Origin of the sequence: Xanthomonas campestris pv. badrii, assembly GCF_012848175.1 — a bacterium.
In the GTDB taxonomy this organism is placed as follows: domain Bacteria; phylum Pseudomonadota; class Gammaproteobacteria; order Xanthomonadales; family Xanthomonadaceae; genus Xanthomonas; species Xanthomonas campestris_C.
On the sequence record NZ_CP051651.1, the window covers coordinates 1,010,025 to 1,023,680 of the forward strand.

A 13,656-nucleotide genomic window follows, 5' to 3' on the forward strand; every position below is an offset into this window, starting at 1 on the left:
CGACTGCGCCGGCAGGCACGACCAGCGTGCGAAAGTCTTTCAGCTCGTGCGCCGGGCGTGTCACGCTGACAGAGCGGTCGCGGATGCACCCCTGCACCACCTCCTGGGCATCGTGGCGGCCGCGGTGGTGGATGCGCGCCGATGCGCAAGGCGTCGGTGGCGCGCAGGCGGGCATCGCCCAAGCGCACTCGTCTTATTCAATGCGGCCGTAGGTCAGCCCATGCCCGAGGGCGAATAGCGCGGCATTGCGCACGGTGCGGTAGACGCAACGAGCCCGGCATGTGCCGGGCTCGTACGCTGTGGTCTGCGGCAAGGTGCGGACCGTCCTCGATCCACCCCGTGGAATCAATCGGCCATGATCTTCTCCGGCGTCATCGGCGTGCTGCGGATGCGCTTGCCGGTGGCGTGGAAGATGGCGTTGCAGATGGCCGCAGAAACGCCTACCTGGCCGATCTCCCCCACGCCCTTTGCGCCGAGGCTGCTGACCACGCGGTCGTCTTCGTCTGCAAAGATCACCTCGATGTCGTGGATATCGGCATTGGCAGACACGTGATACTGGGCAAGATCGTGATTCATGAAGCGGCCGAAGCGGTGATCGGCCTGGGTGTGCTCGTGCAGGGCCTGGCCAATGCCCCAGACCACGCCGCCGATGATCTGGCTGCGCGCGGTAGTGGGGTTGAGGATGCGCCCTGCGGCAATTGCGCTGACCACACGCGTCACCCGCACCGTGCCCAGTTCTTCGTCCACCCGCACTTCCACGAACACGGCCCCGTGCGTGGCGCGGGTGTATTTGCGTTGCTTGAGCACATTGGGCAGCAGCAGGAACTTGTCGTCGATCTGCTCCTTTCCTGTGGCCCGCAACAGGTCCGGCAAGGCGATGGCACTGCTGGCGTCCGCGCGCAAGGCGATGGTGCCATCGGCAAACACCACATCGTCCAGCGTGGTGCGTGCAAAGCGCGAATCGGGCAGGGCCTGCGCCAGCCGCAACAGCTGGGTACGCAATTTGCCGCACACGCCATCCACCGCCGAGCCGATCGTGGCCACATGCGACGAGCCGCCTTCGATGGGAGCAACCGGCAAGGTGGAGTCGCCGAGCTGGAAGGTGACCTGTTCCAGCGGCAGGCCGAGCGCCTCGGCGGCGATCATCGTCATCACCGTATAGGTGCCGGTGCCGATATCGCTGGCAGCGCTGCTCACCACCAGGCGCCCGTCGGCATGCAGCACGGCATGCGCACGCGCGAACATCTGCATCGCGTCCCATTGCGCGGTGGCCATGCCCCAGCCGACCCATTCACGGCCTTCCTTGCGTGCACGTGGCTGCAGAGGACGCTGCGACCAGCCGAAGCGCTCGGCGCCTTGCTGATAACACTCGCGCAGGGCCTTGCTGGAAAATGGCGTGTCGTCGGCCGGGTTGACCTCGGCGTAGTTCTTCAGCCGCAGTGCCAGCGGATCGATGCCCACTTCATAGGACAGTTCGTCCATCGCCACTTCCAGTGCATGCACGCCATGGGTGGCGCCGGGGGCGCGCATGTCCATCGGGCTGTACTGGTCCAGGCTGACCAGGTTGTAGCCCAGGTGCACGTTGTCGCAGGCATATAACTGCCCGCTCCAGTTGACCACCACTTCGACGTAGTCTTCGATGCGCGAGGTTTCGGCGATGGCCTCGTGCCAGATCGCACGCAGCGTGCCGTCGCGGTCGGCACCGAGCTTGAGCCGCTGCACGGTTTCCGGGCGGTGGCCGAAGGTGAACATCTGCTGGCGGGTGAGCACCACGCGCACCGAGCGGTCCAGCAGGATGGATGCCATCACCGCCAGCGCCAGCTGGTATTGCGGGCGCAGCCCTGAGCCGAATGCGCCGCCCACGTATGGATTGCGCACGGTCACCTTGCGCTTGCTCAGGCCGAACACATGCGAGACATACCAGCGGCTGTTCTGCGAGCCCTGGGTCTTGTCGTAGATGGTGAAGTGGCCGTCGTCTTCGCGGATCACGGTGGAGGCGAACAGCTCCATCGGATTGTGGTGCTCCACACCGCTGTAGTAGTCGGCCTGCACCTGGCAGGCGGCATCGGCAAAGGCGGTGTCTGGCTTGCCCTTGTCCTTGGGCGGCGGCGTGAAGCCGGCCCGCATGCCCTTGGGTTTGTGCGCCCGGTCCAGCTGTGTCATCAAATCGGTCTGGTGCGGTTCCTGGGCGTATTCCACCTGCACCAGATGCGCGGCATGCCGCGCCGCCTCGAAGGTGTCGGCCACCACCAGCGCGACGGGCTGGCCGCTGTAGAGAACGACGTTGTCGTACAGCGGCCGGAACGGCGAGCCGGGCGGTGCGGTCATGTCCTTGTAGAACAGATCCATGCCGCGCATATGCGGGCGATTCTCATGGGTGACGATCTCCAGCACGCCGGGGACCGCGCGTGCGGCCGCCAGGTCGAAGCCGACGATGGTTCCCTTCGCAATGCTGCTGCTGACCACCACGCCATAGGCCAGGTCCGGCACCGGCCATTCGGCGGCATAGCGTGCCTGGCCGGTGACTTTTGCACGGCCATCGATGCGCGGCACACCCGTGCCGGTGGGGCGGAAGCCGGTGCCGGGTTCGGCGACCGGCGGCGTCAATTCGGTAGTGGATAGATCGGTGCTGCGTGCGTTCATGGCGATTGCTCCAGCGCATGGGGGCGCCCGCGGTTGTCGATGCTGCCTTCGCGCGCGACCTCGAGCGCGCGCACGATGGCGCGGCGTGCCAGCGGCAGCTTGAAGGCGTTGGCGCCCTGCGGCTGCGCGCCCTCCAGCAACGCGTCGGCCAGGCGCGCGAAACTGTCTGCGTTGGCGGGCAGGCCTGCCAGCTGTGCCTCGGCCTCGGGCTTGCGCCAGGGCTTGTGCGCCACGCCACCCAGGGCAACGCGCACGTCGCGGATGCTGCCGTCCTCGGCCAGATCCAGCGCGGCGGCAACCGATACCAGCGCAAACGCATACGACAGGCGCTCGCGGATTTTCAGGTAGGCGCTGTGCGCGACGAAACGCTGCGCGTCGGGCAGGTCGATATGCACGATCAACTCATCCGGCGCCAGCGTGCTGTCCAGCTCCGGGTGGTCGCCGGGCAGGCGGTGGAAATCGGCAAATGCGATAGCGCGTTCGCCCGTGCGGCCTTGCACCTGCACCACTGCATCCAGTGCAGCCAGTGCCACGCACATGTCCGATGGATGGGTGGCGATGCAGTGCGCGCTGGTGCCCAGGATGGCGTTGTAGGTGGTGAGCCCGCCGATGGCCGAGCAACCGCTGCCGGGTGCGCGCTTGTTGCAGGGCGTGGCGCTGTCGTAGAAATACATGCAGCGCGTGCGCTGCAGCAGGTTGCCGCCATTGCTGGCCATGTTGCGGATCTGCGCCGAGGCGCCGGCCAGGATCGCCGCACTCAACAACGGGTAACGTGTCTCCACCTCCGGGTGGTAGGCGGTATCGGCGTTGCGTGCGAGTGCACCCAGGCGCATGCCGCCATCGGGCTGCACGGTGATGCTGTCCAGCGGCAGGCGATTGATGTCGACCAGGCTGCTGGGCCGCATCAGCTGCAGCTTCATCAGGTCGGTGAGATTGGTGCCGCCGGCAATCAGCCGGACCGGGGCTTCCGACGGCACGGGATGCGCCTGGTCGGCGCGCGGGGCGATGGCGGTGAGCGCGGCGTCGATGCTGTCTGCGCGCGCATAGCTGAGCGGGATCATGCCGGCACCGTCCCTGGTTCCCAGGGTTTGCTGGTGCTGTCGCTTGCCTGGCCGGATGCATCGAGCACATCCATCACCGCGTCGGTGATCTGCGGGTAGGCGCCGCAGCGGCACAGGTTGCCGCTCATCAATTCGCGCACCTGGTCGCGGGTATGCGCCTTGCCCTCGTTGAGCAGGCCGGCGGCCGAGCACAACTGGCCCGGTGTGCAGTAGCCGCACTGGAAGGCATCGCGTTCGATGAAGGCACGTTGCAACGGATGCAGTTGCTCGCCGTCGGCCAGGCCTTCGACGGTGGTGATGTCGGCGCCATCCTGCATCACGGCCAGCGTCAGGCAGCTATTGATACGACGCCCGTTCACCAGCACCGTGCAGGCACCACACTGGCCGTGATCGCAGCCTTTCTTGGTGCCGGTGAGATCCAGCCGGTCGCGCAACAGGTCGAGCAGGCTCACCCAGGCTTCGAGCTGCAGGTGATAGGGCTGGCCGTTGATGCGAAGGTTGACCGGGTAGGTCGGTGCGGACGTGGCGGGTGCCGGTGCCGTGTCATGGGCGGTGGCGGGTGTGGCATTCATGCGAACCCCGTGGCGGTGGCTGAGGAGGGCCACCACCTTGACCGCGCTGCGGTCAAGACAGGGTGACCACGCGGGCGCTGGAGCGATGCCTGCCACGCTGCGATGCAGGCATCGCGCTGCGTTGTGACGGTGGCACGCTTGCGCGTGCAGGCATTGCCTGGTCACGCAACAGGAACTACCGCGAACTGAATGCGTCAGCGACGCGGCTGCGTCCTGTGCCGGCGTCCCGGCTGCTGCGACATCGCGCCGGTATCCTTGCAGGATGAGAACAAGATGTCAGTAATGAGCCGGCGTGGCGGCAGCGCGGATTTTCCGTTGCATGGCAGACGCGTCCGGCGACTTTCGGTGGCCACGCGCGTGCTCGACCACACCATCGGCGTGCTCAAGCAGGCGATGCAACAGGCCCGGCTGGGCAACGACGAACGCCTGCAGGCAATTGCGCGGCCGGACGCGCAGGCGCGCCGGCTCCAAGCCACCGCGCATGGTCCCTCGGTCGATGACTACATCGCGCAGGAACGGCGCGATGCGCACCGTGATGGTGGGCGCAGCGTGTTCGGCTGGGAGGCGGCGCCGGCTCCGGCTGCATCTGCGCCGCCGGCGCATGCGCGCGCCGCGCGGCGATGACCGTGCGCAGGGATCGCCGCGCGCCGGTGGCAACCGATGGCCGCTGCTTCACCTACGTGTTTCCGTGCCAATGGGAAGACCATTGCAAGATCGGCTTTTCGCGTGATCCGTTGGCGCGCATCGGCAGCCTGCACCCGCGCTGGTTCGCGTTCTTCGATCTCGACCGTGGGCTGCTGGTGGAAACCGAACGCGAGCGCGATGCGCGCGATCTGGAACTGCAGCTGCGCCGCCCCTTGCTTGCGCATAACGCACCGGCACCGATGGCGATCCGGGTTGCCGCGGGTGGGCAGACCGAGTGGTTCCGTGGCGTGAGTGAAGCACTGGAACTGGCGGTGAGTGGTTTGCAGGCCCACGGCTACCGCGTGTTCGGACTGCGCGACTGGTTACACGCGTCGATGGCGCAGCGTATCGATCGGTTGTACGACTGGTCGGCCGCGCAGCTGAGTCCGGACGAACTGGATGGCCTGGTCGGGCCGACATCGGCGCAACGCGCGCTGCGCGACGTGCTGGACGGATATCGCGCCCTGGATCTGCCGCTGCAGGCGCATCTGCCCGAGCCGATCTGGGCGTGGTACTGCGGCAGCCGGTGAGCAAATTGCCAATGTCTTGACACCGGGCGGCCCAGCATTTCGGCAGTTCCAGAGGAGATGTCCCATGCGGACCGCGCAACTGACATTGACCGAGGCCTTCAAGGTGTTGTTCTCGCTGCATCAGGTGCAGGCCGCCGAGATGGTGATCGCGCCGGGCCAGAGCGAAGGCGGGCCCGACAATCGCCACCGCGCTGCCGACCAATGGGTATACGTCGTCGATGGCGACGGCATGGCCATCGTCGATGGACAATCGCACCCGTTGCAGGGTGGGAGCCTGCTCGCCATCGAGCGCGGCCAGACGCATGAAATCCGCAACTCCGGCCCGGTGCCGTTGAAGACCGTCAACTTCTATCACCCGCCGGCCTACGATGCGCAGGGCGAGCCGTTGCCGGCAGGACAGGGGTAGCGTGATCGTGGTGCCATTGCGCATGTATCGACGGATATGCCGATGCGATCACTTCTGCGCAGGCGCATATGGCGACCAGGCGCCTGGCACGCTTCAACGCAAGGTGAGCATCGCACCAACCGTGTATTGACGCAGTGTTTGTTACATCCAGTTGCCATCCATCGCCTGGGAAGTGCCATGCCTCAGTCCAAGACACGCCGCGCTGCGGCCAGTGACAAACGCGAAGGAAAGTCGGCCAGTACCCAGGCCGGCGAATATGTGAAAGAAGAAATCGACCAGGTGCGCAAGGGCGTGCACGGGGTGAAGAGCACCCGGCAGGCCATTGCGATCGGGTTGTCCAAGGCGCGCCGCGATGGGGTGGATGTTGCGCCGTCCAGCTCCGCGTCCAAGACCACCAAGCAAAAGGCTGCGCAGGACAAGGCAGCTGCGACCTCCAAAAAACCGGTATCGCCCACACGCTCGGCCGGCGCCAAGAAAGCCTTGAAGACCGCCAGCAAGCGCACTACCGCCAAGAAGACGGTGGGCAAGCCGGCCTTGTCCGCCCAGGCTGCGCGCGCCGCAAAAAAGCGCACGGCCAGTGAGCGCTCGACAGCGGCGAAAAAAGCCGCGAAGACCAAGGGCCCGGCAGTGCGCAAGGCGGCTGCGAAGAAGGCGGCTGCGACGCGCAAGCGTGCCCCGTAAGAACGCCCGGTCATGCGGTAACAGGGAAGGGCCGGCTGCGGCTGCCGGGATTGAATGACTTGCCCATTGCACGCTCCAGTACCGGCGCGTGTGCGCCACAGGCATGCTTTCAGCCGTAATGGCCGTGCGGCTCGTGCACAGGCGTATCCGCGCGCAGACGCACGCGTGGCCGCAGCCAGTGTGCAAATGTTGCTTCGTCCCACGCTCCATCGGCCAGGCCCATCATGGCACCGTATTTCTCTTCCTGCGAGGCGGTGAGCTCGGCACCGTTGAGCAGCAGAAAGACCCGATAGCACACATGGGCCGTGCGTTTGTTGCCATCCACGAACGGGTGGTTGCGCGCGAGCCCGTAGGCGAGGCAGGCCGTCAGTTCCACCAGATCGGGCGGGGGGGCGCCGTAGGAAAACAGCTGTTGCGGGCGTGCGAGTGCCGAATCCAGGAGCGCCTCGTCGCGCACCCCGGCTGCGCCACCGTGCTCGCTCAATTGACGTTCGTGGATCGCCAGTGCAAGCGCGCGCGTGATCCAGACCAGCATGCGTGTGTTCACTTGGCCAGCTTGTTCAGCACTTGGCGATCCTGGCGCATCACCTGCTCGGCCACATCCATCTGCGCGGCCAGCGTCGGGTCGAAGGCGGTCAACTTGATGCCGTCGGGGGTTTCCAGTGCATACAGCTCGTCGCCCTTGCCCAGGCGCAGGCGGGCCAGCAGTTCCTTGGGCAGGATGACGCCAGAGGAATTGCCGATGGCGGTGATCTTGAGTTTCATGACGGCATCTCGCGTTGATACGTAAGTTATAACTTACGCATCACCCAGGCGCAAGCGCTGTGCTGAAGCGGCTCAGCAAGCCAATCTCGCCTGCTGCGACCGATCGGTGTACAAATGTACACCTTGCCACGTCCGTCTCCATCCACCCATGTCCACTTTGTCTCCCCAACGCGCCGCTGTGCTGGCTTTCCTGCAGGAGCAGGCCCGCGCTGGCGTCTCGCCCAGCCTGGCCGAGATCGCGCAGGCGTTCGGGTTCGCCTCGCGCACTGCGGCGCAAAAGCATGTGCAGGCACTGGCCGAGGCCGGCTTGATCGAACTGCGCCCCAACCAGAAGCGCGGCATCCGCATGCCCGGCGGTGGCGGGCGCGATGCCTTGCTGGCGTTGCCGGTGCTGGGGCGGGTGGCGGCTGGTGTGCCGATCGGCGCGGATATCGGCCTGGACCGGCAGCTATGGCTGGACCGCACGCTGTTTTCGCTGCAGCCGGACTACCTGTTGCAGGTGCAGGGGGATTCGATGATCGACGACGGCATCCTGGACGGCGACCTGGTCGGCGTGCACCGCAGCAACGAGGCGCGCAATGGGCAGATCGTGGTGGCGCGGGTGGATGGCGAAATCACCATCAAGCGGCTGGAGCGTGGTGCCGAGCGTATCCGCCTGCTGCCGCGCAACCGCGCGCATGCGCCGATCGTGGTGGCGGCCGATGCCGACTTCGCGATCGAAGGGCTCTACTGCGGCCTGATCCGGCAGGGCTGAGATGAGCGAGCCGGTGCAACCGCGACAACACGGCAATGCGGCGGTGGCCATGCCGCTGGACGCATTGCTGGCGGCGCGCACGGTGTGGCGGGCCGGCCACGGCACGGCCACCGTCACCGGCGGCGAAGCCACCGGGCATGCCGGGCTGGATGCAGTGCTGCCCGATGGCGGCTGGCCGCGGCGCGCGCTGACCGAGCTTTTATTGCCCGCCCACGGTGTAGGAGAGATCGCCTTGCTGCTGCCCACGCTGGCGCGCATGACCGGCGCCGGCAGCCGGGTGGTGCTGGTGGCGCCGCCGTTCATTCCGTATGCGCCGGCGTGGCAGGCGGGCGGGGTGGTGCTGGAACATCTGGAAGTGGTGCAGGCCGAGCCACGCGACGCACTGTGGGCGTTCGAGCAATGCCTGCGCAGTGGTGCCTGTGCGGCGGTGCTGGGGTGGCCGCAGACCGGCGATGCCCGCGCCCTGCGGCGCCTGCAGGTGGCGGCCGACAGCGGCAACTGTTGCGCGTTCGCGCTGCGCGACCGGCACCATGCGGTGAATGCATCGCCGGCGGCCCTGCGGCTGGAATTCCTGCCCGAGCGCGATGCCTGGCAGGTGCGCAAGTGCCGCGGCGGGCAGGTGCCCTCGCAGCCGCTGCGGCTGGCGCATTGAGGCGCGTGCATGTTGTGGGCCTGTCTATTGCTGCCGCAGCTGGCGCTGGACGCTGTCCTTCGGCGTCTGGAAGAACCGCAGGCGCCGTTGGTGCTGGTGCAGGGGCCGGCGCAGCTACGCAACCTGCATTCGGTCAATGCCGCGGCCGCAGCGGCCGGCTTGAAAGCGGGGATGCGGCTGTCGGCGGCGCATGCGCTGATGACGCAGGTGCGCACCATCGATTACGACGCGCAGAACGAAGCGCGCACGCAGCGGTTTCTGGCGGCCTGGGCATACCGGCATAGCTCGCTGGTGAGCCAGCAGTGGTCGCGCGCCATCGTGCTGGAAGCTGCGGCCAGCTTTCGCCTGTTCGGCCCCTGGCCACGCTTCGAGCGCCGCTTGCGCGATGAACTGCAGGCGTTGGGCTTCCAGCACCGGCTTGCGCTGGCGCCCACACCGCGCGCGGCGCGCGTGCTGGCCGGCCTGCGCGATGGCATGGTGGTGACCGAACTGCAGGCCTTGCACCGCACGCTGGACACCGTGCCGGTGCGCCGCGCGGCCTTGCCGGGCGATGCCGGCGAGCGCCTGCAGCACATGGGCGTGCGTACGCTTGCCGCAGTCCGTGCGCTGCCGCGCGACGGCCTGCGTCGGCGTTTCGGGGCCGATCTGCTGGAACATCTGGACCGTCTCTACGGCGATGCCGATGACCCGCTGGACTGCTATGCGCCGCCGGACCATTTCGACCAGCGCGTGGAGCTGGGTTACGAGGTGGAAACGCACCCGGCCTTGCTGTTCCCGCTGCGCCGGTTGATCGGCGACCTGTGCACCTATCTGTCGATCCGCGATGGCGGCGTGCAGCGTTTCGTGCTGCGGCTGGAGCACGAAGAAGGCGCCACCGACGTCGAGATCGGCCTGCTCACGCCCGAGCGTGCGCCCACGCTGGTGTTCGAGCTGGCCCGCAACCGGCTGGAACGGGTGGAGATTCCACGGCCGGTGGTGGCGATGCGCCTGCTGGCCAGGCAGCTGCCGCCGTTCGTGCCGGCCATGCGCGACCTGTTCGATCAACGCGCACAGCAGTCGGTGGACTGGCCGCAGCTGCGCGAGCGGCTGCGTGCGCGGCTGGGCGATGAGGCCGTCTACCGCGTGTTGCCCGCCGACGACCCGCGCCCGGAGCGTGCCTGGCGCCGTGCCATCGGCGATGCAGTACGCGAAGCCGCCGCGCCGGCGCGCCCGCCGCGGCCCACCTGGCTGCTGCCGCAACCGGTGCCGCTGCACGATCCGCAACTGCGCATCGTGTCCGGCCCGGAACGCCTGGAAAGCGGTTGGTGGGACGACGACGAGGCGCGACGCGACTATTACGTGGTGGAAACCGCGCGCGGCCGGCGCGCCTGGGTGTTTGCCGCACCCGGCCACGTGGACGGGTGGATGCTGCACGGGTGGTTTGCGTGAGCGCAGGCATGCCCGCGCGGTCGGAGCAGGTGCCGCCTGGCTGGTCGTGGCGGCTTGGGCGCAAGCGGCTGCCACCGCTGCGGTCAAACGCAATTGGTGTTGCAGCCACGCGATCTGTCGTGCACTGGAAAACCCGTATCGCGCAGCCCGCTGTCGAAGGCGTCCGTGCATGAGCTGGGATGACGGCGTCGATGGGGTGGACCGCGAGACGCCCGGCGGGCGCATGCCGCGTGCCTGGAACGTGGCTGCACGGCTGCGCGCGGCCAACGATGACATCGCCCACAGCCAGGATGCCGATGGCCTGCCTGCGTATGCCGAGCTGCATTGCCTGTCGGACTTTTCGTTTTTGCGTGGTGCGTCCAGTGCCGAGCAGCTGTTTTCCCGCGCGCACCACTGCGGCTACAGCGCGCTGGCGATCACCGACGAATGCTCGCTGGCCGGCATCGTGCGCGGCCTGGAGGCCTCGCGTGCCACCGGGGTGCGGCTGATCGTCGGCAGCGAATTCACCCTGGTCGATGGCACCCGCTTCGTGCTGCTGGTGGAACATGCGCAAGGCTATCCGCAGCTGTGTGCGCTGATCACCACTGCGCGGCGCGCGGCAGGCAAGGGCGCCTATCGGTTGGGGCGCACCGAGGTGGAGGCGCAGTTCCGCGCCGGGGTGCCGGGCGTGTTCGCGTTGTGGTTGCCCGGTGCGCAACCGCAGGCCGAACAGGGCGCGTGGTTGCAGCAGGTATTTGGCGAGCGTGCGTTTCTCGCAGTGGAGCTGCATCGCGAACAGGACGACGCCGCACGGCTGCAGGCGCTGCAACTGCTGGCCCAACGGCTGGGCATGACCGCACTGGCCAGCGGCGATGTGCATATGGCGCAGCGCCGCGAGCGCATCGTGCAGGACACCCTGACCGCCATCCGTCACACACTGCCGCTGGCCGAGTGCGGCGCGCACCTGTTCCGCAATGGCGAGCGCCACCTGCGCACACGCCGCGCATTGGGCAATATCTATCCACCGGCCTTGCTGCAGGCCACGGTGGCGCTGGCGCAGCGCTGCACTTTCGATATTTCCAGGCTTGAATACACCTATCCGCGCGAATTGGTGCCGGAAGGGCATACCCCAACCAGCTATCTGCGACAGCTCACTGAGGCCGGTGTCCGCAATCGTTGGCCGGGCGGCGTCTCGTCCAAGGTGCGCGAGGACATCGAAAAAGAGCTGGCCTTGATCGCGCTGAAAAAGTACGAGGCGTTCTTTCTCACCGTGCACGATGTGGTGCGGTTTGCGCGCTCAAAAAACATCCTCTGCCAGGGGCGCGGCTCATCGGCCAACTCGGCGGTGTGCTATGCGCTGGGCATCACCGCAGTCAATCCCGATGAAACCCGCTTGTTGATGGCGCGCTTCCTGTCCGAAAAACGCGACGAGCCGCCGGATATCGACGTGGATTTCGAGCACGAGCGCCGCGAGGAAGTGCTGCAATACGTCTATGAAAAATACGGTCGCGAACGTGCAGCCCTTGCCGCCACGGTGATCTGCTACCGCGGCAAGAGCGCCGTGCGCGACGTGGCCAAGGCGTTCGGCCTGCCGCCGGACCAGATCGCCTTGCTGGCCAATTGCTACGGCTGGGGCAATGGCGATACGCCGATGGAGCAGCGCATCGAAGAAGCCGGCTTCGATCTGGCCAACCCGCTGATCAACAAGATCCTTGCAGTGACCGAGCAATTGCGCGATCACCCGCGGCATCTGTCGCAGCACGTCGGCGGGTTCGTGATTTCCGACGAACCGCTATCGCTGCTGGTGCCGGTGGAAAACGCGGCAATGCGTGATCGAACCATCATCCAGTGGGACAAGGACGATCTGGAAACCATGAAGCTGCTCAAGGTCGATTGCCTGGCCCTGGGCATGCTCACCTGCATCCGCAAGACGCTGGACCTGGTGCGCGGCCATCGCGGCCGCAGCTACAGCATTGCCACACTTCCGGGCGATGACGCACCCACCTACAAGATGATCCAGCGCGCCGATACCGTGGGCGTGTTCCAGATCGAATCGCGCGCGCAGATGGCGATGCTGCCGCGGCTCAAGCCTTCAGTGTTCTACGATTTGGTGATCGAAGTGGCGATCGTGCGTCCCGGCCCGATCCAGGGCGACATGGTGCACCCGTATCTGCGCAGGCGGCAGGGCCGCGAGCAAGTGAACTATCCATCGCCGGAAGTGGAAGACATCCTCAAGCCGACCCTGGGTGTTCCGCTGTTCCAGGAACAGGTGATGGAACTGCTGATGCATGCGGCCGAATACACCGAGAGCGAAGCCGACAACCTGCGCCGTTCGATGGCGGCCTGGCGTCGCGGTGGCGACATGGAGCAACACCGCGCCCGCGTGCGCGAGCGCATGCAGAAAAAAGGCTACGCCGCCACCTTCATCGACCAGATCTTCGAGCAGATCAAGGGCTTTGGCTCCTACGGGTTTCCGCAGAGCCATGCCGCCTCATTCGCCAAGCTGGTGTATGCCAGCTGCTGGCTCAAGCGTCACGAGCCGGCGGCGTTTGCCTGCGGCCTGCTCAATGCGCAGCCGATGGGGTTTTATTCGGCCAGCCAGATCGTACAGGACGCGCGCCGCGGCAGCCCGGAGCGCCAGCCGGTGGAGGTGTTGCCGGTGGATGTGCTGCATAGCGACTGGGACAACATCCTGGTCGGCGGGCGGCCGTGGCGCAACGATGCCGATCCTGGCGAACAACCGGCGATCCGCCTGGGCATGCGCCAGGTCAGTGGCTTGTCGGAACAGGCCGCCCTACGCATCGTCGCCGCACGCGCGCAACGCGCCTTCGCCGATATAGGCGACCTGTGCCTGCGCGCCGCACTCGACGAAAAAGCGCGCCTGGCACTGGCCGAAGCCGGGGCGTTGCAGTCGATGGTGGGTAACCGCAATGCCGCGCGCTGGGCCATGGCCGGGGTGGAGGCGCGGCGCCCCCTGTTGCCGGGCAGCCCGGCCGAGCGCCTGGTGGAGTTCGAAGCACCGCGCGCCGGCGAAGAGATCCTGGCCGATTACCGCGCGGTCGGTCTGAGCCTGCGCCAGCACCCGATGGCGCTGCTGCGCCCGCAGATGCGCCAGCGGCGCATCCTGGGCCTGCGCGAGCTGCAGGGGCGCCGTCACGGCAGCGGCGTGCACGTGGCCGGGCTGGTCACCCAGCGCCAGCGGCCGGCCACCGCCAAGGGCACCATCTTCGTCACCCTGGAAGACGAGCACGGCATGATCAACGTCATCGTCTGGGCCCATCTGGCGCTGCGCCGCCGACGCGCGCTGCTGGAATCGCGCCTGCTCGCGGTGCGCGGCCGTTGGGAACGCGTGGACGGCGTGGAGCACCTGATCGCCGGCGATCTGTACGACCTCAGCGACTTGCTCGGCCAGATGCAACTGCCCTCGCGGGATTTTCATTGAGCGCCACCCGACGGAGCACACCGGCAACGCAACGATGCGTCATGTCCGTGCGCAGGATG

General features: G+C 67.1%; 12 protein-coding genes and 1 pseudogene. 8 read left to right on the plus strand and 5 right to left on the minus strand.

Going from position 1 to position 13,656, the window contains the following annotated elements; translation table 11 throughout:
- Positions 1-345 precede the first annotated feature (345 nt).
- From HG421_RS04365 to HG421_RS04375, 3 genes are read right to left on the minus strand one after another with little or no spacing between them, the layout of a single operon-like run.
- The gene (locus tag HG421_RS04365; RefSeq protein ID WP_169705368.1) at positions 346-2,643 is read right to left on the minus strand and encodes a xanthine dehydrogenase family protein molybdopterin-binding subunit; all 2,298 of its coding nucleotides are present in this window, start codon (positions 2,641-2,643) and stop codon (positions 346-348) included.
- Complete coding sequence (locus tag HG421_RS04370) at positions 2,640-3,728, minus strand: FAD binding domain-containing protein (protein ID WP_169708088.1); 1,089 nt, start codon at positions 3,726-3,728, stop codon at positions 2,640-2,642. The genes HG421_RS04365 and HG421_RS04370 overlap by 4 nt, the downstream gene beginning before the upstream one ends.
- Positions 3,701-4,276: a (2Fe-2S)-binding protein gene (locus HG421_RS04375; protein WP_169705369.1), complete on the minus strand. Its 576-nt coding sequence runs from the start codon at positions 4,274-4,276 to the stop codon at positions 3,701-3,703. The genes HG421_RS04370 and HG421_RS04375 overlap by 28 nt, the downstream gene beginning before the upstream one ends.
- A 318-nt stretch (positions 4,277-4,594) precedes the next feature.
- Here HG421_RS04375 and HG421_RS04380 point away from each other — a divergent pair.
- The 4 genes and pseudogenes from HG421_RS04380 to HG421_RS04395 all read left to right on the plus strand — a co-directional run.
- Positions 4,595-4,900, plus strand: a pseudogene (locus tag HG421_RS04380) (DUF763 domain-containing protein); the annotation flags it as partial.
- Positions 4,901-4,902: 2 nt separating this feature from the next.
- The gene (locus tag HG421_RS04385) at positions 4,903-5,490 is read left to right on the plus strand and encodes a GIY-YIG nuclease family protein (RefSeq protein ID WP_425533291.1); all 588 of its coding nucleotides are present in this window, start codon (positions 4,903-4,905) and stop codon (positions 5,488-5,490) included.
- Positions 5,491-5,554: 64 nt separating this feature from the next.
- A complete protein-coding gene (locus tag HG421_RS04390; RefSeq protein ID WP_169705371.1) occupies positions 5,555-5,896 on the plus strand; it encodes a cupin domain-containing protein in 342 nt (113 codons plus the stop codon).
- Positions 5,897-6,073: 177 nt separating this feature from the next.
- Positions 6,074-6,577 carry a DUF6496 domain-containing protein gene (locus HG421_RS04395; protein ID WP_169705372.1) on the plus strand — a complete coding sequence of 168 codons (504 nt, stop codon included), beginning with the start codon at positions 6,074-6,076 and terminating at the stop codon, positions 6,575-6,577.
- Positions 6,578-6,686: 109 nt separating this feature from the next.
- Here HG421_RS04395 and HG421_RS04400 read toward each other — a convergent pair whose 3' ends face one another.
- Both HG421_RS04400 and HG421_RS04405 read right to left on the minus strand, forming a co-directional pair.
- Positions 6,687-7,112, minus strand: a complete 426-nt coding sequence (locus tag HG421_RS04400) for a type II toxin-antitoxin system death-on-curing family toxin (protein WP_169705373.1) — start codon at positions 7,110-7,112, stop codon at positions 6,687-6,689.
- Between the two features lie 8 nt (positions 7,113-7,120).
- Positions 7,121-7,342, minus strand: coding sequence for an AbrB/MazE/SpoVT family DNA-binding domain-containing protein (locus HG421_RS04405; protein ID WP_169705374.1), 222 nt, complete (start codon positions 7,340-7,342; stop codon positions 7,121-7,123).
- A gap of 148 nt (positions 7,343-7,490) precedes the next feature.
- Between HG421_RS04405 and lexA the strand changes: the two genes are divergently transcribed.
- The 4 genes from lexA to HG421_RS04425 all read left to right on the plus strand — a co-directional run bounded on the left by lexA (position 7,491) and on the right by HG421_RS04425 (position 13,597).
- Positions 7,491-8,096 (plus strand): transcriptional repressor LexA, encoded by a 606-nt coding sequence (lexA, locus tag HG421_RS04410; RefSeq protein WP_169705375.1) that lies wholly within the window; start codon positions 7,491-7,493, stop codon positions 8,094-8,096.
- 1 nt (position 8,097) lies between these two features.
- Positions 8,098-8,748: a translesion DNA synthesis-associated protein ImuA gene (gene imuA, locus HG421_RS04415; protein WP_169705376.1), complete on the plus strand. Its 651-nt coding sequence runs from the start codon at positions 8,098-8,100 to the stop codon at positions 8,746-8,748.
- Between the two features lie 9 nt (positions 8,749-8,757).
- Positions 8,758-10,176, plus strand: coding sequence for a Y-family DNA polymerase (locus HG421_RS04420; RefSeq protein WP_169705377.1), 1,419 nt, complete (start codon positions 8,758-8,760; stop codon positions 10,174-10,176).
- A 169-nt stretch (positions 10,177-10,345) separates the two neighbouring features.
- Positions 10,346-13,597, plus strand: coding sequence for an error-prone DNA polymerase (locus HG421_RS04425; protein ID WP_169705378.1), 3,252 nt, complete (start codon positions 10,346-10,348; stop codon positions 13,595-13,597).
- Positions 13,598-13,656 lie beyond the last annotated feature (59 nt).

Coding starts and splice junctions, on each gene's coding strand:
- HG421_RS04365 (WP_169705368.1), bottom strand. CDS start 2,643: ATGAACGCACGCAGCACCGATCTATCCACTACCGAATTGACGCCGCCG.
- HG421_RS04375 (WP_169705369.1), bottom strand. CDS start 4,276: ATGAATGCCACACCCGCCACCGCCCATGACACGGCACCGGCACCCGCC.
- HG421_RS04390 (WP_169705371.1), top strand. CDS start 5,555: ATGCGGACCGCGCAACTGACATTGACCGAGGCCTTCAAGGTGTTGTTC.
- HG421_RS04395 (WP_169705372.1), top strand. CDS start 6,074: ATGCCTCAGTCCAAGACACGCCGCGCTGCGGCCAGTGACAAACGCGAA.
- HG421_RS04400 (WP_169705373.1), bottom strand. CDS start 7,112: ATGCTGGTCTGGATCACGCGCGCGCTTGCACTGGCGATCCACGAACGT.
- HG421_RS04405 (WP_169705374.1), bottom strand. CDS start 7,342: ATGAAACTCAAGATCACCGCCATCGGCAATTCCTCTGGCGTCATCCTG.
- lexA (WP_169705375.1), top strand. CDS start 7,491: ATGTCCACTTTGTCTCCCCAACGCGCCGCTGTGCTGGCTTTCCTGCAG.
- imuA (WP_169705376.1), top strand. CDS start 8,098: ATGAGCGAGCCGGTGCAACCGCGACAACACGGCAATGCGGCGGTGGCC.
- HG421_RS04420 (WP_169705377.1), top strand. CDS start 8,758: ATGTTGTGGGCCTGTCTATTGCTGCCGCAGCTGGCGCTGGACGCTGTC.
- HG421_RS04425 (WP_169705378.1), top strand. CDS start 10,346: ATGAGCTGGGATGACGGCGTCGATGGGGTGGACCGCGAGACGCCCGGC.